Raw genomic sequence first — 19,596 nt, 5'->3', positions numbered from 1 at the left:
AATGAAAAGGTTATGTTGCTTTTCTTTAAGTGATTTGAAATCAAGTATTAGTTCTTTATTACAATGACTTTTACACTTTTAAAAATAGTCCATAAAAAGTGACAATAATTAAATTGAATTTTTAGGTTCTGTTGCAAAGTTAAGTTTATAGTATAATTTAAATGAAAAGGGCTCTTCTGTATGAACTATTTCAGATATAAACAATTCAATAAGGATATTATTACTATAAGCGTTGGCTACTACTTAATTATTATTACCTTTATTAATTTCTTGTAGCACAGAGGCTCGTTGTCAATAAAGCAATTGGAATAAAGCAAAAATATGATATGTTATATATTGGGATGTTTATTAAGGGATTGTTTAAATTCTGAAATAAAGAATTTTTACAATGTATAATATTAATACTTCAAAAATTATAAAAGCTTCTCTTGCATTTGTCATTGCTTCTGGTATTGTATTTAGCCCTATTGGCATTGATAATGATTCTGAAGCTTCTGAAGCTTCTGAAGCAAATTCATCTATGGTTTCTAAAAAATGTGCTGGAACAATTTCGAAAATTAATGATAACGTGGCTAGAATTGATTTGAATAAAGGGATTACATACAATGTTGATGAAAATGGTATAGCTACGATAAAAGATACTCGTTCTGGAAAAACTGAGCAATTACCTGTAACAGCAAAAGACAAAAATGGTGAAAACGCGACTTTAGTTTATTTTGAAGAGGATGGTAAGTTGGGCGTTCAAGTTGTTAAGCAGCAGCAAGAAAGAGGAGCTGCTAAATGTGTAATCGGAACTGTGGGAGGAGCTATTGGTGGTGCGACAACTGGTGGCTTAGGAGGAGCTGCTGTTGGTACTGTTACACTTCCTATTGTTGGAACTGTTAGTGGTGGTGTTGTAGGAGCCATCGGTGGCGGTATTGGCGGTGCTTCTGGCGGATATGTAGCTGGCTGTTAAAAGGTGGGATAACTATGTATGATAGAAAGATCTTCAACTGGCCAATATTTTTTATTGTGATTTTGAGTTATATATTTATGCTATCTTTGTTTTTGTGGGTTTCTAATATAAGTCATTTAAAAGTCTTTTTATTGACTATTCCTTTTCTTTTAATGACTTGCGTTTATATAATACTGTTTATAAAAAATAGATAGCTAGTGTTTGCACGTGTTTATGTATGTCATAAGCACGTGTATTTGTTTGTATTTAAAACGAGTTGAAAACGAGTTTCTTCTTGTCTTGATACTATATAGAAATAACTCGATTTTACTTTTCGTCGCTATACCCTTGATAACAAAGGGTTTGCGGGCTGATTTAAGCGTGAAAGAAATTTTTGACATAAAAACCCCCAGTAGTAAGATATAAGTTGACTAGACTAAATCAAATACTGGAGTTTTTTATGCTTTTATATAACCAAACTGTAAGAATGTTGGTGTTTTTCTGTGCATACTAATCATACAAAATATAATTTTGAAAATCAAAATTATGTCCGGTTTGTAATTGGAGGCGTGCCATGAAGAATAGTTATCAAGCACAGCGTGTGATTGAAGAAGTAATTAAAAAAAACAAAAGCGCAATGGTTTTTAGGTTCTGTTGCAAGGTTAAGTTTATAGTATAATTTAAATAAAAAGGGCTCTTCTGTATGAACTATTTCAGATATAAACAATCAAGGGTATTGAATGTATTTATGGACTATATAAAAAGAACTGTAGGTCTCTTCAGATTTACGGATTTTCGCATGCCACAAAATTAGTTATATGTTAGCAAGTTAAGCAAATGCTGACATGATAAAAAAGGAAATTAGATATTTTTTTCTAATTTTACAACAAAACCGCTTAAAAGCTAGCGTTTTTTTATGTCTGGATTATCTGCAAAATAAAAATCATAAAGTTTAAGAAATTCATAGTCAGTATCTGGGATATTATGGTCTTTCATAAGTTTAATAACTTCTTGAATTCGTTGGTCATTAGGGATATTACATAACTCAGAAATTTCTTTTGATGTTTTATCAAGTATAGAAAAAGTGAATACAAAGTTTATCGTCATAAAAACATCTCTTATTTGGCTCACATTTGCGTTTTAAGAAATAAATATGCTTATACAGATATAAATACTATATATTTTTAAAGTTTGCTCTATATACCCCCTTAAAATGCAAAATAAGGTTATTGGATTATCACACGCAAATTTTGGTTTTAGCACGATACCATTTTGGGTATGCAAGTGCGCCCTTGGACAATGAGAAATAAAAAATCTTAATTAAACAGAGTTTAACTAAGATAGTCACGAATTTTAGTGTGTTTAAAAATCCGTATTATTTCAGATGTTTGGAATTAAGGTATTGAATATGGTGTGAATGAAAGTAAAGGATAATAATTACTTATTCAGTGCATGATTAGGTTTTTATTCAAGGTATAGTTACTTACATAATTTAAGCGCGTATTTATGCCGAGAAAATTTATTGATCAATGAGAAGAACCCTTAACTAAACTTGTAGACGAATGTCGGCATAGCGTGAGCTATTAAGCCGACCATTCGACAAGTTTTGGGTTTGTTAAGGGTTCAGAGGCTCAACGTCAATAAAGCAATTGAAATAAAGTATTTATATATAGGGACTAATTGTTTTTTGAAGAAATTCCGTATATGACGAGATAAATAATGGCGATTGTTATAAAACTTATAAGTCCTAAAAATATTGAGAATCCGCTGGTTGAAAAAGGAGTGAAATAATCTGAGGAATGATAAACGTTCATAAAGGTGTGGACACTTCCAAAAGAAATAATAATTCCAATTACTCTATTTACCAGTATAGACACACTTTTTTTAAATTTTTTTTTGAATATGTACAAGCTGATAATTGCAGAAACAACCAAGTAAGGAATATATCCGAGTAGGGAATTATATGCATAGTCAATATAGATTGCTATAAATTCTATTGGTATGAATGGGGTTAATAAATACAAGAGTTTAAATTTCATTTTCATAACGCCTTTCATTAATATTTTATCATTTTATTTTTATGACTATTAACGTAATATTAATATAAAAGAAAGGAGTTTGCTATGAAAAAAGTAATTATTCTTTTTTTAACTTTAATATTTACAACTTCTTTTGTTTTATTGTATTTTTCTGAGTCTACATATGCCAATGAGATTGAAGGTGATAATTATCAAAGTTTACAACAAGATGGTATTTTAGATAATACTGTTAGTGAAGATCAATGGAATCAATTTTTACAAGAAAGCGAATCAGGTAAACAATCTTTAGAGAATGATTCAGAGATAGTTTCTTATTCATCAGGCTTTCGTTTAAAAGCGGGAGATGTATTAATTTCTAATGCAACAAGTTCTAAAGGATTGACTGGACATGCAGCTATTGCTATAAGTAGTAATCAAGTTTTGCATATACATAGTGCGGGACATCATCCAGCTGTACATAGTTTTTCTTGGTTTAAAAAAAGATATTCTGGTAAAGGACAATGGTTGAAAATTTATCGTTCTAAAAATTCTAAGGCTGGACCGAAAGCAGCTGCTTGGGCTAAGAAGAATTATGTTGGAAAAAAATATAATTATGGAATCAATACAAAACTATCTTCTAAAAATCCAACTTATTGTTCTAAAATTGTTTATCAAGCTTATAAATATGGGGCTAGTAAAAAATCAATATATGATCCAGGTTCACATATTATAGCGCCGTATGCATTGCCAAATATTTCTTCAAAAAGTTATAAATTAAGAAAGGTCAAGACGTTTTAAGGTTTTTAGAAACGAGTTGAAAACGAGTTTCTTCTTGTCTTGATACTATATTGAAATAACTCGATTTTACTTTTCGTCGCTATACCCTTGATAACAAAGGGTTTGCGGGCTGATTTAAGCGTGAAAGAAATTTTTGACATAAAAAACCCCAGTAGTAAGATATAAGTTGACTAGACTAAATCAAATACTGGAGTTTTTTTATGCTTTTATATCACCAAACTGTAAGAATGTTGGTGTTTTGTTATGCATACTAATCATACAAAATATGTTTTTGAAAATCAAAATAATGAAACCTTAAAAGATATTAGTAAAAATGGGTAAGAACGCCCAAGGAGAGAAAAGAAAATAGATAATGTAAGTTACGCAGATATACTTGAAATCTTAAAAATTAAAAAAGCGCACAACGTTAAACAATGGGGTAATGTCTTAGAATTTAAACCGACAGAAGACGGGTATTTGAAATTATATAAAACATGGTTTTGTAAATCAAAATTATGTCCGGTTTGTAATTGGAGGCGTGCCATGAAGAATAGTTATCAAGCACAGCGTGTGATTGAAGAAGTAATTGAAAAAAACAAAAGCGCGATGCTTTTTTAGGTTCTGTTGCAAAGTTAAGTTTATAGTATAATTTAAATAAAAAGGGCTCTTCTGTATGAACTATTTCAGGTATAAACAATTCGATAAGGATGTTATTACTGTAGCCGTTGACTACTACCTAAGATACTCTTTGAGTTATCGTGATATATCTGAAATATTAAGAGAACGAGGTGTGAACATTCATCATTCAACCGTATATCGTTAGGTTCAAGAATATGCACCTATTTTATATCAAATTTGGAAGAGAAAACATAAAAAAGCGTATTATAAGTGGCGTATTGATGAGACATATATCAAAATTAAAGGACAGTGGTATCATCTGTATCGCGCAATTGATGCAGATGGACATACATTAGGTATTTTTTTCTAACTTTGCAACAGAACCGAAAATTAGCACGGTAAGTGTTAATTTTAACTAGAATTCAAATGAAAAACACCACAAAAATCATTTAAAAAGGTTTTTGTGGTGTTTTACTTGAAAGCTGAAACCCTATGTCCCAGCCCCGTTATAGATATATAGTTTACTTTACTTTCTTTAGAGTGTTGCTTTTGCTGCTTCAACTGTTTCGCGTGTTAATTCATGACTGTTCACCCAAAATTCAGTTACCTCTGCACCACGATCTTTAAAGATTGAGCGAACGTGTTCACTTTCTGAGATAGGGACGATAGGGTCATTTTTACCCATTGAAAGGTAGACTGACTTACCACTTAAATCGATATCTTTTGGTACTTCTAAAGGATAAAGTGGTGCAAATAATAGGCCTTTTTTATATGGCATCGCTTCATTCAACATTAAACTAATCGCAATGTTAGAACCGTTAGAAAAACCAACGAGAATCACTTCATTGAGATCAAATTGATAACGCTGAGCAGCATCTTGTAAGAACTCGTGTAATTCTGTCGTTCTAAATTTTAAGTCTTCTACGTCATATTGACCTTCACCGTGACGTTTGAAGAAACGGTTCATCCCATTTTCTGAAATGTTACCACGTACGCCCAAAGCATTGTATGTTGGATCAAGTAATTCGGCAATTGGGAGTAAATCATGTTCATCGCCACCTGTCCCATGCAGTAGGACAAAAGTTGGTTTTGATAAATCACCTTGTTTAAAAATATGTTCCATATCCATTCACCTCTTTATCATTATCGGGGTCTTTTAATTGTAAAAGTCTCTCCTAGTCGTGCATAATCATCGCCAGCAAGTCGACTTACAGGTTTAAGGTTCTCAACGTCAACATAGCCCTTATCAACGTCGAATAGTTGTTCATCTATTGATACTTTTTGAATTTCTAACAGTAATAAGTCATTTGCGGTTTCAGTTTCTGACTGAATTTCAATATGCTGATAAAGTTTTACTTCAAAACGTATGGCACTTTCATTTAAACTCGGAACTGAAACGTATTCAGAATGAGTCGTTGTAAATTGTGTGATATCTAACTCGCTTTCATTAGCGGGTAATGGCGCAGCGGTTTGATTCGCATCTGAAACATTATTTTCAGTTACCACATGAACGACTGCTTCTTGTGAATTTATAATGTTTCTCGCTGTATCTTTCATGACTCCTTCTTTGCGTGATACAGAAATTGAGAGGATCGCAGGTTCCGAAGATACAATATTAAAGAAACTAAAAGGCGCAACATTAACAAGCCCTTCCTCAGACTGACTTGTGACCAATGCGATAGGGCGTGGTACGACAGAGCCTATTAAAAATTTATACATTTGCTTTTTGGATAGTTCAGAAGCGCGAAACGTGTACATTATTGACCCTCCAGTCTACATGCAGTTAGTTTTATGAGCGTGTTGTATCAAATTCACGAATTTCTGATTCAATATAATCTCTTTGATTTTCTAAGAATGGTGGAAGTGAAAGTGATTCACCAAGTGTTTCATAAGGTTCATCTCCAGCGAATCCTGGTCCGTCTGTTGAAAGTTCAATTAAAACATGACCGATACGTGTGTAAAGTGCTTTAAAATAGAAACGGTCAACGATACCAGAGCTACTTACACCTAATTGGTTATATTTTTCAAACCAAGAATTGAGTGCATCATCGTCTTCAACACGGAAAGAAACGTGGTGAACTTGACCGTAACCGGGTCGACTTTGAACACCTTCATCTTTACGTAGGATAACTTGACCGCCATTACCGCCTTTACCTACTTCTAACAGTGTGACGTTTTCTTCTTCAATCATAGGTTTCATATCATAGAGTTCCATCAATGTTTGTTTGAATTCATCGTAGTAGCTTACTGTAATTTCAATTGGGCCTAAACCGTAGATTGCTTTATCTTGTGGGACAGGGCCATTTTTCCAAGGAACACCTGTATTGTTTTCATCAGAAATCAATTGATATTTTTGACCGTCTTCTTCTTCAAAACGTAAGATTTTTTTATCAAATAGTGTGTCGATGTCGTCGTGTTTTACTCCGAACTCATCGAAGCGTTGTTGATAGTATTCAAGTGCTGCATCATTTGGTACACGGAAAGCAGTACGACTGATAGCGTTTGTGCCTGGTGCACCTTTTGGATTGTTTGGAAAATCAAAGAAAGTCATATCTGTTCCTGCGTGACCTTCATCATCTGCAAAGAATGTGTGGTAAGTGTAAATGTCATCTTGGTTAACTGTTTTTTTAACAAGTCTCATACCGAGTACGTCTGTAAAAAAGTGATAATTGCGTTCTACATCATTTGTCATTGCAGTTACATGGTGAATCCCTTTAAGTAGATATTGTGTCATAAGAAAAACTCCTTGTTTGATTTATAATTATCTCTAATTCGAACTAAATTTGTGTGAAAGAAAAGTACACGAGAACCCTTAGCTGTCGGTTTGTGTACTTAATGTTTTTAAAGTTTGCTGTAAAGTATTTAATTCTTCCGTTGTCAATTCTGAAAAGGCTGCTTCAATTGCTTTTGCATGTTGTGGGAAAATCTGAGCCATAAGCGCTTGCCCTTTATCCGTTAAGGCTGCATAGCTTACACGTCTGTCTTTTTCACATTGTCTTCGTTGCAATAGTCCTTTTTCCTCTAGTTTTTGCACAACATAAGTAGTACTACTACTTGCAATTAAAATGCGTTCTTGAATCCGTTGAATGCTGTGTTCACCCTTGTTATATAAAAGCTCAAGTACAGCAAATTCGGTAATATTTAATCCATAAGATTTCACATCATTGCGTATAATTTTATCCATCATGTCATTTGTACGTTTGAGTCCAATCAGTGTTTTGAGTGCAATATCCGTTCGTTGCAATTGACAACCCCTCCTTTTATTTCGAATTCGAGATAATTATAACTTGTAAATTTGGCAAAGTAAAGAATTAAGTTTAATTTTTATACCCACATCCAACATACAACGACTCAATGTTGATTTGATGCGGTTTATATCTTTACAAGTTATAAAGAGTGATTCCTTTTAAAAGGAGAGTACGCTATATATATTGCCGGTTTTCACATTATAAAACTTTTTAATCGAAACCATTGATGAAACTAATCGATAAAAAACAAATCATCGGCGTGACATACTGCCCTTAAAAACGTCTATATGACATTTCAGTATGTGAGCGCGCGATGATTTGTTGAGATGCATTAAGCTTCGATAGAAAATTCACTATCTAGTTCAAATTGGATATCTTTACCTAACATAACCCCACCAGTTTCTAGTGTTTGGTTAAAGCTAATGCCGTCTTTTTCACGGTTGATTGTACCTTTTACAACAAAACCAGTAACTTGGCCACCAGTCATTGGATTTGCGCTCACACCGTTGTGTGTAAAATCAAACGTTTCTTCATGTGTTTGACCTGCAATTGTAAGTTGACCTGTAATTTGGTTTTCAGTGATTTGAGTAGATTCAAATTTGATTTCTGGATATGTTTCGCTATCAAAGAAATCTTTTGGTTTTAGTGTTGGTCACGATCCGCATTACCTGTATCAACAGAGTCTACTTTAATTGTTGCTACTGCTGATAATGAAGACGCATCTCCTACATCGCCAATTAATTGAATATCATAGTCTTTAAAAGTACCTCTAATTTTAGAAACCATTAAATGTTTAATTGAAAAACCAAAAGTACTGTGTACAGTATCAAGATTAAATTTTGTCATTACAAATGACCTCCCCTAATTTTCGTTGTAGTTATTTTCTTTTTCTAAGTATAAAAAATATACCATTAATAAAAAGTAATAGCAAGGAGGAAAGTTTGAATCGTATTTTTTAATGTGAAATCTAGCAATAATTGTTTAGCTACGCGTGTGTATATTGTTATCCTATAATAACTTTAGTTTAAAGTGATGATTTCATGATGGATGAGTAACGTCAGACATTTGAAATATGGTAAAGTAAGGATGGGAGAAGAATGAAGAGTTTCTATGATTAAAAGGGATGTAGACTTATGAGAGTGAATTTTTTTCATATTTTACATCATGAAAGCGCGGATAAAAGAATAAATAAAAGACAACGAGACTGGGTGGGGGATGTCTCACACCTTGTGCAATCTTACTCATTTTTGGCGAGCATAATCATGAGTTTTAATAGCTATTGCGCGCAATTATTAGTGTTTTATTATTAATTCTTAATTAAAGTTTTGTTTTTGTACGAAAACAATGAATGTGAAGATAATGTTAGGAGATGAAATTGATGATAGTAGAAGAAATTCAAGGGAACATTGCACAACTTTCTCAAGATGAAAAAAATATACATATTGAGAAGGTTTATTTAGAAAACTCAGACCTTGTGAAACGAATTCAAAGGGTAACTTCAGATCACGGCACTGAAATTGGCATTCGTTTAAGTCAGCCCATTGATCTTCAGTATGGTGATATTTTATATCGTGATGATCAAAATATGATTATTATCGATGTCAATTCAGAAGATATTATAGCAATCCGTCCACGTACGATTAAAGAAATGGGAGAAATTGCGCATCAATTAGGAAATCGCCATTTACCGGCTCAGTTTACGGATGAGAATGAGATGCTTGTGCAATATGATTACCTCGTAGAAGATTTATTGAAAGAACAAGGTATTCCGTATCAACGAGAAGACCGTAAAGTCAATCAGGCCTTTAAACATATAGGACATTCACATGACTAACTTAGCAAAATTGAAGTTGTTCCAATTTTGTGATTCACAATTTCCAACAGGCGCGTTTAGTCATTCTTTTGGGCTAGAGACTTATATTCAACGTCGGGCTATTTATGATGGCGTGACTTTTCGGAAATGGTTGGAAGTATTTTTAACAGAACAACTCACGTATACAGATGGCTTGGCGATGCGTTTGGTTTATGAAGCGATTGAATCGAATGCCCCAGAGGTCATTGAACGGTTCGATCAACTGTTGTTTGTGCAAAATATTCCCCGAGAAACGAGAAATGGAACGAAACAAATGGGGAAACGCATGATTCAGCTTGCGCATACACTTTACGATGATGAATGGTTGGATTGGTACTATGAACGTGCGAATGAATATGCGCTTCATACACATCCAGCTGTTGTTTTCACATTATTGGGTCATCATTTAAAGATACCGATTGAGGAGGTTATTGATTATTATTACTATCAAAATGTTTCCAGTTTAACGCAAAATGCTGTTCGTGCCATTCCACTTGGACAAACAGAAGGGCAGAAAATTATAGCGCAAATGATTCCTTTTATTGCACAGACACGGGAAGCTGTAATGCGACTAGATGAAAAAGATTTTGGTATTACAGCACCGGGTATTGAAATGAATCAGCTTGAGCATGAACATGTGGATGTACGTATATTTATTTCATAGGAGGAATAGAAATGAAACCGATAAAAATTGGTGTAGGGGGTCCTGTAGGGGCCGGTAAAACCCAACTTATTGAAAAAATTGTTAAACGTCTCGCATCAGAGAAAAGCATTGGCGTTATTACAAATGATATTTATACAAAAGAGGACCAAAAAATCCTAGTCAATACAGGTGTACTTCCTGAAGACCGTATTATTGGTGTAGAAACTGGGGGTTGTCCGCATACAGCTATTCGAGAAGATGCTTCTATGAATTTCGCAGCAATCGATGAATTGATGGAAAGACATTCTGATATTGAACTTATATTTATTGAATCAGGTGGCGACAATTTAGCAGCGACTTTTAGTCCGGAACTGGTTGATTTTTCAATTTATATTATTGATGTGGCACAAGGTGAAAAAATCCCACGTAAGGGTGGACAAGGTATGATTAAATCAGACTACTTTGTCATTAATAAAACCGATTTAGCACCCTATGTAGGAGCTTCTTTAGAACGTATGGCTGAAGATACTCAAAAATTCCGTAAAAATCGTCCATTCCCATTTACGAATTTAAAAACGGATGAAGGTTTAGACCAAGTGATGGATTGGATTAAAAAAGATATCTTCTTTGAAGGGCTAGAGTAATGGCCATTTCAAAATGGACGGGTGAACTCGATCTTACCTTTAAACATGATGGGACCCGTACTGTTAATGGGAAGACGTATTATCAGGGTGGTTTGAAAGTATTACGTCCGACGTATTTAAATGGAAGCCCACACCCGACAATGTTTTTAATTAACTTAGGGGGCGGTTTTGTAGACGGAGATCGGTATCGTACTGCGATACACTTTGAGCCTCGTGCACATGCCGTGCTTACAACACAAGGTGCTACGATTGTGTTCAAGACTTTAGAAGATAAGGTGGAACAATATCAAACGTTTCACTTAGAAGATGAAGCATTTATGGAATATATCAGTGATCCGATTATTGGGTATACGCATGCAAGATTTTATCAACATAATCGATTTCATCTGAGTTCCACTGCATCAATGTTTTATACTGATATTTTGACACCGGGCTACGATCAAGAGGGAAAACCATTTAATTACCATTATTTACAATTATTAAATGAGATCTATGTAGATGATCAGTTAGTCGTTTATGACCATTTGAAATTAGACACACAAAAAAATAAAGTGACGGATATTGGTTATATGGAGGGATTTACACACATGGAGGCCTGCTTTTATATGAGTCCGGGTGTAAATCAAAAAGTGGTTGAAGCGGTTCAAGAAGTCGTGCAACCTTTTATGCTTGAAGATTGTCGTGTTGGCGTCACTTTATTGCCTACAAGTGGCCTAACATTTCGTATTTTAGCGCATTCAACAGGGGCGATACAAGAAGTGATCAATGCTGTGCACCAATTTGTCATGACAACTTATCATGAAGAAGATGCGCAATTTTTAAGAAAATATTAAAACATGGTCCAGAAACGATATCATTTCTGGACCATATTTTAGTTTTTATAGTGATACATAATGCTCACTATCGAGTGTCTTTTTAAATGCTTCTAAACGATCTTCACCACTCGTATTTTCAATTTTTGTTGTCTTATCATCTTTTGTTAAACGGTTACCTTCTAAAAGATAATTTGCAAAACCTACATATACATATTCAGGCTTTCCATCTGAAAAATTACCTTTATCGGAGCTTGGGACATAAATACCAAAATAAATAGCTCGAAGATGATTTTGATAAAAATCGTCTTCGAGCTTCCTTTTTATTATCATGCTTCGTATTATATAGGCTCGCTTTCCGAGGGGACAGCCTCAGCCTGTAGTCTTCGGCTCGTCCTGTTCCCTCAGGAGTCTCGCTATAAATACTACGCTTATATATGTAATCATTCACCATTATACTTAAAAAAATAAGGCACTTTCGTATAATTTAATTCATCACAACAAAAACTAAATTAACGAGGTGCCTAAGGAAATTAGTCGCATCTAGTGCGGCTAAACTGATGATAAAAGGAAAAAATCCGAGATTTTTCGTTTTTTACGAAAACCTCGAAGTTTTTCAATTACTGATACACATATCAGCTTCTTTTTAATAGAGATGATAACGTAAGGTCGCTTTATTCATTCGGAACGATAGCAAAACTTCTCACAGGAAAGCCAGGGGCCTTATCTGGCTTAGGACAAATATTATAAATAACAGCACCACGACTAGGAACTTGATCTAAGTGAGCCAACAATTCGATTTGGTAACGGTCTTGCCCAAGGACATATCTTTCACCGACAATATCTCCATTTTTTGCGATATCAATGGATGCATCGGTATCAAATGTTTCATGACCAATGGCAGCGACTTGACGTTCTTCTATTAGGAAGGTTAGCGCATCTAATGACCAACCCGGTAAATGTTGCTGTCCATTTGCATCTTTATTTTCAAAAGAGGTGTGATCCGGCCAACGTTTGGACCAATCACTTCGAAAAGCGACAAATGTATTCGGTTCAATCTTGCCGTGTGTTTCTTCCCATGACGCAATGTGTGCCCGTGTTAAACGGAAATCTGCATCTTTTGCGACAGCTTCTGAGAAATCGAGTACAATGAGTGGTAAAACCAATTCTTGTAATTTTAATTCATGTAAATAACGCTGATCTTCAACAAAATGAATAGGTGCGTCGATGTGTGTGCCATATTGTGTGACAAATGACCATTGTTGAACGAAAAAGCCATCTTGTTCTACTGTAAAGGGTGTTTCAACTTGTGCACCCTCAAATGCGCTAAAATGTGGGGACTTTGCATTGAAAGTATGTGTTAAATCGACCCATTTTGCTTCTTTGAGTGCGTTGAGTTGTTCCCAAAGTGGATATGCCATGCTACCAGACCTCCTTTATTAACTCCTTATGCTGACGTTTGTGGGGATTCAATATGATCTTGACGTAATTTTTTAGCGCTATTAACGAGTACGCTTAATGCTGCTTTTACTTCATCTTCTTTACGTGTTTTGAGACCGCAGTCTGGATTTACCCAGAATAATGAACGATCGATTTCTTTTAATGCGCGGTGAATCGCTGTTGTAATTTCTTCTTCAGTAGGGATACGAGGGCTATGAATGTCGTATACACCTAAACCAATACCTAAATCATAGTTAATATCTTCAAAGTCTTTAATCAAATCACCGTGACTTCTTGATGTTTCAATTGAAATCACATCTGCATCTAAATCATGAATCGCATGGATAATCTGTCCGAATTGCGAATAACACATATGCGTATGAATTTGTGTCTCATCTGCAACGGAAGATGTCGCGAGTTTGAAACTATGGACCGCTTTCTCTAAATAAGCAGCATGGAATTCTTGACGTAAAGGTAAGCCTTCGCGCAATGCAGGTTCATCCACTTGAATGACCTGAATACCGGCTTTTTCTAAAGCTAAAACTTCTTCATTAATTGCGAGTGCAATTTGATCTTGAACCGTTGCACGCGGGATATCTACACGTTCAAATGACCAGTTTAAGATGGTTACTGGACCCGTAAGCATGCCTTTTACAGGTTTGTCTGTTAAACTTTGCGCATAAACCGTTTCTTTAACAGTTAATGGTGCAGTCCATTTTACATCACCGTAAATGATAGGTGGTTTAACGGCACGAGAGCCATAAGATTGAACCCATCCGAAACGTGTAACAAGGAAGCCTTGTAATTTTTCACCAAAGAATTCAACCATGTCATTTCGTTCAAATTCACCATGTACAAAAACGTCTAAACCAATTTCTTCTTGAATTTCAATCCAACGTTTAATCTCATTCTTTAAAAATGTATCGTAAGCTTCATCTGTAATACGTTTATTTTTCCAGTCTGCACGCTGTTTTCGAACTTCAGGTGATTGTGGAAATGATCCGATTGTTGTTGTTGGTAAATCAGGTAAGTTTAAGCGACGTTGTTGTAATACTTTTCGCTCAGAAAAAGCAGAAGCACGTTGAGAACGGACGCTTTCAAAATCATAGTCAAGGTTTTTGAAGTCTTGGCTTTGGAAACGTGTATATTGGGCATGTAATTTATCAAATTGTTCTGTTTGGTTATTGTTAATTGCATTTTTTAAAGCTGCTAATTCTTCTAATTTTTCAGTCGCAAAGCTTAATCCATCGCGTACTGTTTCATCTAATGTCTCGTCATCTAGTGATACAGGAACGAGTAATAGGGAAGAAGATGGGTTAATGTATAAGTCGACGGAATATTGAGATAATTTTTCGATGAGTGCTTTCTTAGCTTCCACATCTGCCGCCCATACATTTCGTCCATCAATGACACCTGCAAATAATGTTTTTGAGGAATCAAGATCGCCATTTTCAATTTGTTGAAGGTTATGCCCGTGATCATGTACGAAATCAAGACCAATCCCTTTTACAGGTAAATCGCTTAAAAACTTAACATTGGCACGTTCGAAATAAGTTTGGATAATGAGCTTTTGTGCCACTTCAGCATCTGCAAATGCTTGATAGGCTTCTTGAGTAATCGCTTCAAGTTCAGTGCTTTTATCAGTGACTAATATAGGTTCATCCACTTGAATCAATTCAGCGCCAGCCTGAACGAGTGATTCAAAAACTTCGATATAAAGAGGTAATAAAGTACGAACTTTATCTTCGAACGATTGATTGCCACCTTTCGAAAGTGCGACGAAAGTAATCGGTCCGACAATAACAGGATGTGCATTAATGTGTAGTGATTTTGCGTAATTAAAGCGTTCAAGTAATGTATTTTTACCTACATTAGGAGTGACATTGTCCCATTCGGGTACGATATAGTGATAGTTCGTGTTAAACCATTTAATTAAAGCACTTGCGACATTCTCTTTGTTTCCACGAGCAATGTCAAAAAGGAGATCGTCATTCACTTCACGGCTTTGAAAACGTTCAGGAATGATATTAAAGAGTAATGATGTATCTAAGATATGATCATAAAGTGAAAAGTCACCGACAGGCACACTATCTAGACCATAATGCTTTTGTAGTAATAAGTTTTCACGATGTAAATTTTGTAATTGGCTATCTAATTCTTCTTTAGTAATTTTTTTATTCCAGTAGCTTTCAATCGCCTTTTTCCATTCACGTTTACGTCCAAGTCTTGGGAATCCTAAGTTTGTTGTTTTAATTGTCATAATATCGCCTCCTGATGGGTTTGTGTAATTGATTTTGAATAAGCTGCAAGTTCTAGTGAATAGTCCACACGTTCAAAAGGTGTGATTAAATAGAGACCATTAAAATATGTGTGAACGGTGTCAATGAGTGACTTGCAAAGTGAAATACTGAGTTGGTAGGTTGCTTCTTTGTCACCTGCTACTGCTTTAAATTGCTCGAGTATCTCTTCTGACATTTTGATACCTGGCACCTCATTATGTAGAAATAAAGCATTATTGTAACTTGTAATCGGCATGACACCTATAAAAATAGGGACATTGAGGTGCTTTGTTGCTTCATAAATTTCAATAATTTTTTCTTTTGAAAATACAGGTTGCGTAATAAAGTAACTCATTCCGCTTTCGATTTTCGTTTCCATTTTGCGTACAGCGGCATTAATGTTTCTTACGTGTGGGTCGAAACCACCAGCGATGTTGAATTGTGTTGTTGTTTTCAGCGCATCACCATCCGTATTGATGCCTTTATTAAATTTGAGTGCGAGTTCGGTCAAACCTTTTGAGTTCACATCGTAAACATTGGTCGCACCAGGCAAATGTCCAATTTTAGAAGGGTCACCCGTAATTGCAAGAATCTCATGAATGCCTAAAAGCGACAATCCGAGTAGATGAGATTGTAAACCAATGAGATTACGATCACGACATGTAATATGAACGAGGGGTTCAATACCAAATCGTTGCTTAATCAAACTTGCAGCCGCAATATTTGAAATACGCACTGTCGCAAGGGAGTTGTCTGCTAAAGTGACCGCATCAATATTCGCTTCATCTAAAGCTTTGACATTGTTGAAAAATTTCGTTGTATCTAAATGTTTAGGCGTATCGAGCTCAACAATGATTGTTGGTTTTTGACGAACCCGATCAGCTAAATTAAGTTGATGCTGATTTTGGGCTAATGTCTCTCTTTTTTTATCAATAGGGATAACCTTTTTATTTTGTATCGGTTTAAGTCCTTTTACGGCAGATTTGATGTGCCGTATATGTTCTGGTGTCGTACCACAACAGCCTCCAATTAGGCGGACACCTTCTTGGATCAGTTGTTGCGCCGTGTCACCAAAATATTGGGCGTTATCACTATATTGAAACGTATGCTGATCCAAATCGAGTAAACTCGCATTCGGGTAACAGGAGAGATACGCTTTGTCCGGTAGTGCAATATGACTAAACGAGTGTTTCATATGGTGTGGCCCATGATGGCAGTTCAATCCGACAACATCTGCGCCGGCAGCAACGATTTGCTGTAACGCGTCATTAATTTCAGTACCATCTCTTAAGTAATTCGTATTGGAAGCTGTGAGTTGGGCAATGATTGGAATATCATAATTTTGACGGGTTTGAGTAATGACTCTAATTAATTCAGTTAAATCATAATAGGTTTCAAACAACAGCCCATCTACACCCGATTCGATAAGTGTATCGACTTGAATTTCCGTATGGTATTGAATGGCTGACAAGGATAATTCACCTTGCTTTACACCTCTAAAACCACCTACAGTACCTAAAATAAAAGTTTCTGGACGGGCAGCCCGTTTCGCAATGGCTACTGCTGCTTGATGAATGGCCTTTACCTTATGTTCAAGTCCAAAAGGTTGCAACTTTTCGAAATTGGCACCATACGTATTCGTTTGAATGACATCTGCACCAGCTTCGATGTAAGAGCGATGAATATGCTCGACCTTTTCAGGGTGCGTCAGATTATATGCTTCTGGACAGGTATCTAAGCCTTCGGAGTATAGAATCGTTCCCATTGCTCCATCAGCCACTAGAACGTTGTTTTGTAGCGCTTTTAACAACCGACTCATCATATCCCTCCTTTAATGCGTAATCTAAATCCGCGATTAATTCTTCTACATTTTCTATACCGACACTTAATCGGAATAAACCGAATGTAATGCCTCGTGCTTCACGAATATCCTCTGGAATGCTCGCATGTGACATGGTGTTCGGGTGAGAAAGAATCGTTTCAACGCCACCTAAACTTAATGACACAAGTGGAATCGTGAGTTTGTCAGCAAATTGTTGTGCATAGGCTTCATCTTTTAAGCGAAAGCCAAGAACGGCACCGCCATTATGGGCTTGTTGCAGATGAACGGTGCTATTTCCTGGGTAATAAACGTACGCAATGGCTGGATGTTGTTCTAAAAAGCGACAGACTTCTTTAGCATTTTTAACGGATTGTTGAAAACGAACATCCAACGTTTTAATATGCTGGGTCAGCGTCCAACTGTCGTATACAGATAAACCACTACCTGTGCCGTTTTGAATTAAATAAAGTGCGTCGGCAATTGTTTTATCATTGGTGATGACGGCACCAGCGATAACATCACTATGTCCACCTAAAAACTTCGTAGCGCTATGAATGACAATGTCAGCACCGAGATCTAAAGGATTCTGTCCGAGAGGCGTCATAAATGTATTGTCTACAGCAACTGTAATGCCATATTCTTTAGCAAGTTGCGCCACTTGTCTAATATCAGTAATTTTAAATAAAGGGTTAGAAGGCGTTTCAACATAAATCAATCGTGTTGAAGGACGAATCGCTTTACGAATTTCATTAATATCTTCGGCATTGACCGTAGTAAATGAAATATTAAAACGAGACAAGATGCTTTCGGTTAATCGAAATGTTCCACCATACACGTCATCAGGTAAAATCACATGATCACCTGCTTGCAATGTTAGGAAAACAGCTGTAATCGCTGCGATACCAGAGTTAAAAGCATATCCAAACTGACCATTTTCTAACTGAGCTAATTTTGTTTCAAGCAGCTCACGATTAGGATTGCCACTTCTGGCGTAATCATATTCGTAAGGGCCACCTAACTCTTGTTGATGATAAGTAGAAGAGTAATAAAGTGGGATATTGGCGCTTTTATATTTGTGGCCTCTGTTCATATCATGGATCAATTCAGTTTGTTTCGTGCGCTTCATAAAGAACACCCTCCTTAGATTTCTCAAGTGCTTGGATTAAATCATTCTCAATATCTTCGTAAGCTTCAATACCAATGGATAAACGTATTAAATGTTGATCAATGCCGCGTTTATCTTTTTCATCATCTGGCATATCGACATGGGTTTGTGTATAAGGAAAAGTGATAAATGTTTCAGTTCCACCTAAACTTTCTGCAAAACGGCAAACTTGGATATGTTGTAACAACGCAGCCACTTGATAATTAGGCGCAAGGCGTAAACTTAACATCCCTGTTCGACCGCTGTACAATACTTCGGCAATCCCTTCCAGCTGTTGACATCGCTCTGCGAGACGTTGCGCATTTTGCTGTGCACGTTCCACACGTAAATGTAATGTCTTCAGTCCACGTTGCAACAAATAACTATCAATAGGTGCTAGGGTAGCGCCAATCATATTATGTAGTTGCGTAAATTGTTCAGCTAGAACAGGGTCTTTAACAGTAACGACACCTGCGAGTACATCGTTATGACCTCCGATATACTTCGTCGCAGAATGTAAGACGATGTCAGCCCCATCCGCTAGTGGTGTGGACAAATAAGGGGTAAGAAAAGTATTGTCGATAATCGTCAATAAACGATGTTGTTGTGCCAACTGGTAATAAGGTGACAAGTCAATCTCAATCATCAATGGATTGGAAATAGGTTCGATAAACAATGCTTTCGTATGCGGTGTGATTGCTGCTTTAACTTCTTCAACATTTTCAAAATTTACATATTTAAAGCGAATGTCATATTGTGTTTCGTAAAATTCAAATAAGCGAAATGTGCCTCCATACAAATCAAATGACACGAGTATTTCGTCGTGAGGTTTAAAAAGATTACAGACGAGTTGAATACTTGCCATCCCACTTGAAGTCGCAAATGAGGCAATGCCACCTTCAATTTTGGCAAAGGCGTCTTCAAAAGCTTGTCGTGTTGGGTTTTTCGTGCGTGTGTAATCATAGCCTGTTGAGTGACCTAGACCAGCGTGTTGATAAGCAGTCGAAAGGTAAATCGGGTTAGCAATCGCGCCGGTGTGATCTGTAGTAAGTGCAATTTGTGCCAATGTGGTCTCTTTCATCGTTGATAACCTCCTCAAACAAAATAAAAAAGCTTTCATCCTAATATCCGAATTTTTAATCGAATAAAAAGGACGAAAGCTAAGTTCGTGGTACCACCTTAATTTGTTAATTTATCGCTAAAGTAACCTCTCACAGTACGCTAAATTGCATTATGCGCGATTTAGATCTATACAGTGAAGGAAGAGTATAGTTAATATTTTCCAGTACGCATAATAACAAAATGTTAATACTGTATCGCTATAACGGGCGAACCCGGTGATACCTCATATTGGCATCAACACTC

At 35.9% G+C, this 19,596-nt stretch carries 17 protein-coding genes, 5 pseudogenes and 1 other annotated feature (1 of these 23 cut by a window edge); of the genes and pseudogenes, 10 read left to right on the top strand and 12 right to left on the bottom strand.

The window, feature by feature from the left end:
- The first annotated feature begins 388 nt into the window (after positions 1-388).
- From HMPREF1208_RS12420 to HMPREF1208_RS11870, 3 genes and pseudogenes are all read left to right on the top strand, one after another.
- Positions 389-955, top strand: coding sequence for a hypothetical protein (locus tag HMPREF1208_RS12420; RefSeq protein WP_016425720.1), 567 nt, complete (start codon positions 389-391; stop codon positions 953-955).
- A gap of 514 nt (positions 956-1,469) precedes the next feature.
- Positions 1,470-1,571: pseudogene (locus tag HMPREF1208_RS12415) on the top strand (protein rep); the annotation flags it as partial.
- An 86-nt stretch (positions 1,572-1,657) separates the two neighbouring features.
- Positions 1,658-1,767: pseudogene (locus HMPREF1208_RS11870) on the top strand (IS6 family transposase); the annotation flags it as partial.
- Between the two features lie 70 nt (positions 1,768-1,837).
- Here HMPREF1208_RS11870 and HMPREF1208_RS07345 read toward each other — a convergent pair.
- Positions 1,838-2,041, bottom strand: a complete 204-nt coding sequence (locus HMPREF1208_RS07345; RefSeq protein ID WP_016425719.1) for a hypothetical protein — start codon at positions 2,039-2,041, stop codon at positions 1,838-1,840.
- A gap of 1,016 nt (positions 2,042-3,057) precedes the next feature.
- Between HMPREF1208_RS07345 and HMPREF1208_RS07340 the strand changes: the two genes are divergently transcribed.
- The 3 genes and pseudogenes from HMPREF1208_RS07340 to HMPREF1208_RS11855 all read left to right on the top strand — a co-directional run.
- Positions 3,058-3,750, top strand: a complete 693-nt coding sequence (locus HMPREF1208_RS07340; protein ID WP_016425717.1) for a YiiX/YebB-like N1pC/P60 family cysteine hydrolase — start codon at positions 3,058-3,060, stop codon at positions 3,748-3,750.
- A 345-nt stretch (positions 3,751-4,095) separates the two neighbouring features.
- Positions 4,096-4,344: pseudogene (locus HMPREF1208_RS12220) on the top strand (protein rep); the annotation flags it as partial.
- A 58-nt stretch (positions 4,345-4,402) separates the two neighbouring features.
- Positions 4,403-4,711, top strand: a pseudogene (locus tag HMPREF1208_RS11855) (IS6 family transposase); the annotation flags it as partial.
- 171 nt (positions 4,712-4,882) lie between these two features.
- Here HMPREF1208_RS11855 and mhqD read toward each other — a convergent pair.
- The 5 genes and pseudogenes from mhqD to HMPREF1208_RS07315 all read right to left on the bottom strand — a co-directional run bounded on the left by mhqD (position 4,883) and on the right by HMPREF1208_RS07315 (position 8,441).
- On the bottom strand, positions 4,883-5,470 hold the full coding sequence (gene mhqD / locus HMPREF1208_RS07335) for a methylhydroquinone degradation carboxylesterase MhqD (protein ID WP_016425716.1): 588 nt from the start codon (positions 5,468-5,470) through the stop codon (positions 4,883-4,885).
- Between the two features lie 20 nt (positions 5,471-5,490).
- Positions 5,491-6,105, bottom strand: a complete 615-nt coding sequence (locus HMPREF1208_RS07330; protein ID WP_016425715.1) for a flavin reductase family protein — start codon at positions 6,103-6,105, stop codon at positions 5,491-5,493.
- Positions 6,106-6,136: 31 nt separating this feature from the next.
- Positions 6,137-7,081, bottom strand: coding sequence for a ring-cleaving dioxygenase (locus HMPREF1208_RS07325; RefSeq protein WP_016425714.1), 945 nt, complete (start codon positions 7,079-7,081; stop codon positions 6,137-6,139).
- Between the two features lie 78 nt (positions 7,082-7,159).
- Positions 7,160-7,591, bottom strand: coding sequence for a MarR family winged helix-turn-helix transcriptional regulator (locus HMPREF1208_RS07320; RefSeq protein WP_016425713.1), 432 nt, complete (start codon positions 7,589-7,591; stop codon positions 7,160-7,162).
- Between the two features lie 335 nt (positions 7,592-7,926).
- Positions 7,927-8,441 (bottom strand): annotated as a pseudogene (locus HMPREF1208_RS07315) (YceI family protein).
- A 532-nt stretch (positions 8,442-8,973) separates the two neighbouring features.
- Here HMPREF1208_RS07315 and ureE point away from each other — a divergent pair.
- Genes ureE through HMPREF1208_RS07295 form a run of 4 tightly spaced genes read left to right on the top strand, consistent with a single transcriptional unit; the run spans position 8,974 to position 11,567 of the window.
- Entirely contained in the window at positions 8,974-9,429 is a 456-nt protein-coding gene (gene ureE, locus HMPREF1208_RS07310) for an urease accessory protein UreE (RefSeq protein ID WP_016425710.1), read from the top strand.
- A complete protein-coding gene (locus tag HMPREF1208_RS07305; protein WP_016425709.1) occupies positions 9,422-10,111 on the top strand; it encodes an urease accessory protein UreF in 690 nt (229 codons plus the stop codon). Before ureE ends, HMPREF1208_RS07305 begins: the two co-directional genes overlap by 8 nt.
- Positions 10,112-10,122: 11 nt before the next feature.
- Complete coding sequence (ureG, locus tag HMPREF1208_RS07300; protein WP_016425708.1) at positions 10,123-10,734, top strand: urease accessory protein UreG; 612 nt, start codon at positions 10,123-10,125, stop codon at positions 10,732-10,734.
- On the top strand, positions 10,734-11,567 hold the full coding sequence (locus tag HMPREF1208_RS07295; RefSeq protein ID WP_016425707.1) for an urease accessory protein UreD: 834 nt from the start codon (positions 10,734-10,736) through the stop codon (positions 11,565-11,567). Before ureG ends, HMPREF1208_RS07295 begins: the two co-directional genes overlap by 1 nt.
- 45 nt (positions 11,568-11,612) lie before the next feature.
- Here HMPREF1208_RS07295 and HMPREF1208_RS07290 read toward each other — a convergent pair whose 3' ends face one another.
- The 6 genes from HMPREF1208_RS07290 to HMPREF1208_RS07265 form a co-directional block, all read right to left on the bottom strand.
- The gene (locus tag HMPREF1208_RS07290) at positions 11,613-11,879 is read right to left on the bottom strand and encodes a hypothetical protein (protein ID WP_016425706.1); all 267 of its coding nucleotides are present in this window, start codon (positions 11,877-11,879) and stop codon (positions 11,613-11,615) included.
- 341 nt (positions 11,880-12,220) lie between these two features.
- Positions 12,221-12,967: a cyclase family protein gene (locus tag HMPREF1208_RS07285; RefSeq protein WP_016425705.1), complete on the bottom strand. Its 747-nt coding sequence runs from the start codon at positions 12,965-12,967 to the stop codon at positions 12,221-12,223.
- A 26-nt stretch (positions 12,968-12,993) separates the two neighbouring features.
- Positions 12,994-15,249 carry a 5-methyltetrahydropteroyltriglutamate--homocysteine S-methyltransferase gene (gene metE, locus HMPREF1208_RS07280; protein WP_126496447.1) on the bottom strand — a complete coding sequence of 752 codons (2,256 nt, stop codon included), beginning with the start codon at positions 15,247-15,249 and terminating at the stop codon, positions 12,994-12,996.
- Positions 15,243-17,084 carry a bifunctional homocysteine S-methyltransferase/methylenetetrahydrofolate reductase gene (locus HMPREF1208_RS07275; RefSeq protein WP_016425703.1) on the bottom strand — a complete coding sequence of 614 codons (1,842 nt, stop codon included), beginning with the start codon at positions 17,082-17,084 and terminating at the stop codon, positions 15,243-15,245. Before HMPREF1208_RS07275 ends, metE begins: the two co-directional genes overlap by 7 nt.
- Positions 17,038-18,213: a cystathionine beta-lyase MetC gene (gene metC, locus HMPREF1208_RS07270; RefSeq protein WP_016425702.1), complete on the bottom strand. Its 1,176-nt coding sequence runs from the start codon at positions 18,211-18,213 to the stop codon at positions 17,038-17,040. Before metC ends, HMPREF1208_RS07275 begins: the two co-directional genes overlap by 47 nt.
- Positions 18,191-19,312, bottom strand: coding sequence for a PLP-dependent transferase (locus HMPREF1208_RS07265; RefSeq protein WP_016425701.1), 1,122 nt, complete (start codon positions 19,310-19,312; stop codon positions 18,191-18,193). The genes metC and HMPREF1208_RS07265 overlap by 23 nt, the downstream gene beginning before the upstream one ends.
- Positions 19,313-19,377: 65 nt before the next feature.
- Positions 19,378-19,596, bottom strand: a binding site (T-box leader); it runs 99 nt beyond the window's last position.

The organism is Staphylococcus sp. HGB0015 (assembly GCF_000411275.1).
GTDB classification, from domain to species: domain Bacteria; phylum Bacillota; class Bacilli; order Staphylococcales; family Staphylococcaceae; genus Staphylococcus; species Staphylococcus schleiferi.
Note: the sequence above shows the minus strand (reverse complement) of the source record. Positions and strands in the feature narration are given on the sequence as shown.

Excerpts from the sequence above, each read along its gene's own strand:
- HMPREF1208_RS07330 (WP_016425715.1), bottom strand. The coding sequence starts at position 6,105 with ATGTACACGTTTCGCGCTTCTGAACTATCCAAAAAGCAAATGTATAAA.
- HMPREF1208_RS07305 (WP_016425709.1), top strand. The coding sequence starts at position 9,422 with ATGACTAACTTAGCAAAATTGAAGTTGTTCCAATTTTGTGATTCACAA.
- HMPREF1208_RS07345 (WP_016425719.1), bottom strand. The coding sequence starts at position 2,041 with ATGACGATAAACTTTGTATTCACTTTTTCTATACTTGATAAAACATCA.
- mhqD (WP_016425716.1), bottom strand. The coding sequence starts at position 5,470 with ATGGAACATATTTTTAAACAAGGTGATTTATCAAAACCAACTTTTGTC.
- HMPREF1208_RS07340 (WP_016425717.1), top strand. The coding sequence starts at position 3,058 with ATGAAAAAAGTAATTATTCTTTTTTTAACTTTAATATTTACAACTTCT.
- HMPREF1208_RS07285 (WP_016425705.1), bottom strand. The coding sequence starts at position 12,967 with ATGGCATATCCACTTTGGGAACAACTCAACGCACTCAAAGAAGCAAAA.
- HMPREF1208_RS07290 (WP_016425706.1), bottom strand. The coding sequence starts at position 11,879 with ATGATAATAAAAAGGAAGCTCGAAGACGATTTTTATCAAAATCATCTT.
- metC (WP_016425702.1), bottom strand. The coding sequence starts at position 18,213 with ATGAAGCGCACGAAACAAACTGAATTGATCCATGATATGAACAGAGGC.
- HMPREF1208_RS12420 (WP_016425720.1), top strand. The coding sequence starts at position 389 with ATGTATAATATTAATACTTCAAAAATTATAAAAGCTTCTCTTGCATTT.
- ureE (WP_016425710.1), top strand. The coding sequence starts at position 8,974 with ATGATAGTAGAAGAAATTCAAGGGAACATTGCACAACTTTCTCAAGAT.
- ureG (WP_016425708.1), top strand. The coding sequence starts at position 10,123 with ATGAAACCGATAAAAATTGGTGTAGGGGGTCCTGTAGGGGCCGGTAAA.
- HMPREF1208_RS07295 (WP_016425707.1), top strand. The coding sequence starts at position 10,734 with ATGGCCATTTCAAAATGGACGGGTGAACTCGATCTTACCTTTAAACAT.
- HMPREF1208_RS07325 (WP_016425714.1), bottom strand. The coding sequence starts at position 7,081 with ATGACACAATATCTACTTAAAGGGATTCACCATGTAACTGCAATGACA.
- HMPREF1208_RS07275 (WP_016425703.1), bottom strand. The coding sequence starts at position 17,084 with ATGAGTCGGTTGTTAAAAGCGCTACAAAACAACGTTCTAGTGGCTGAT.
- HMPREF1208_RS07265 (WP_016425701.1), bottom strand. The coding sequence starts at position 19,312 with ATGAAAGAGACCACATTGGCACAAATTGCACTTACTACAGATCACACC.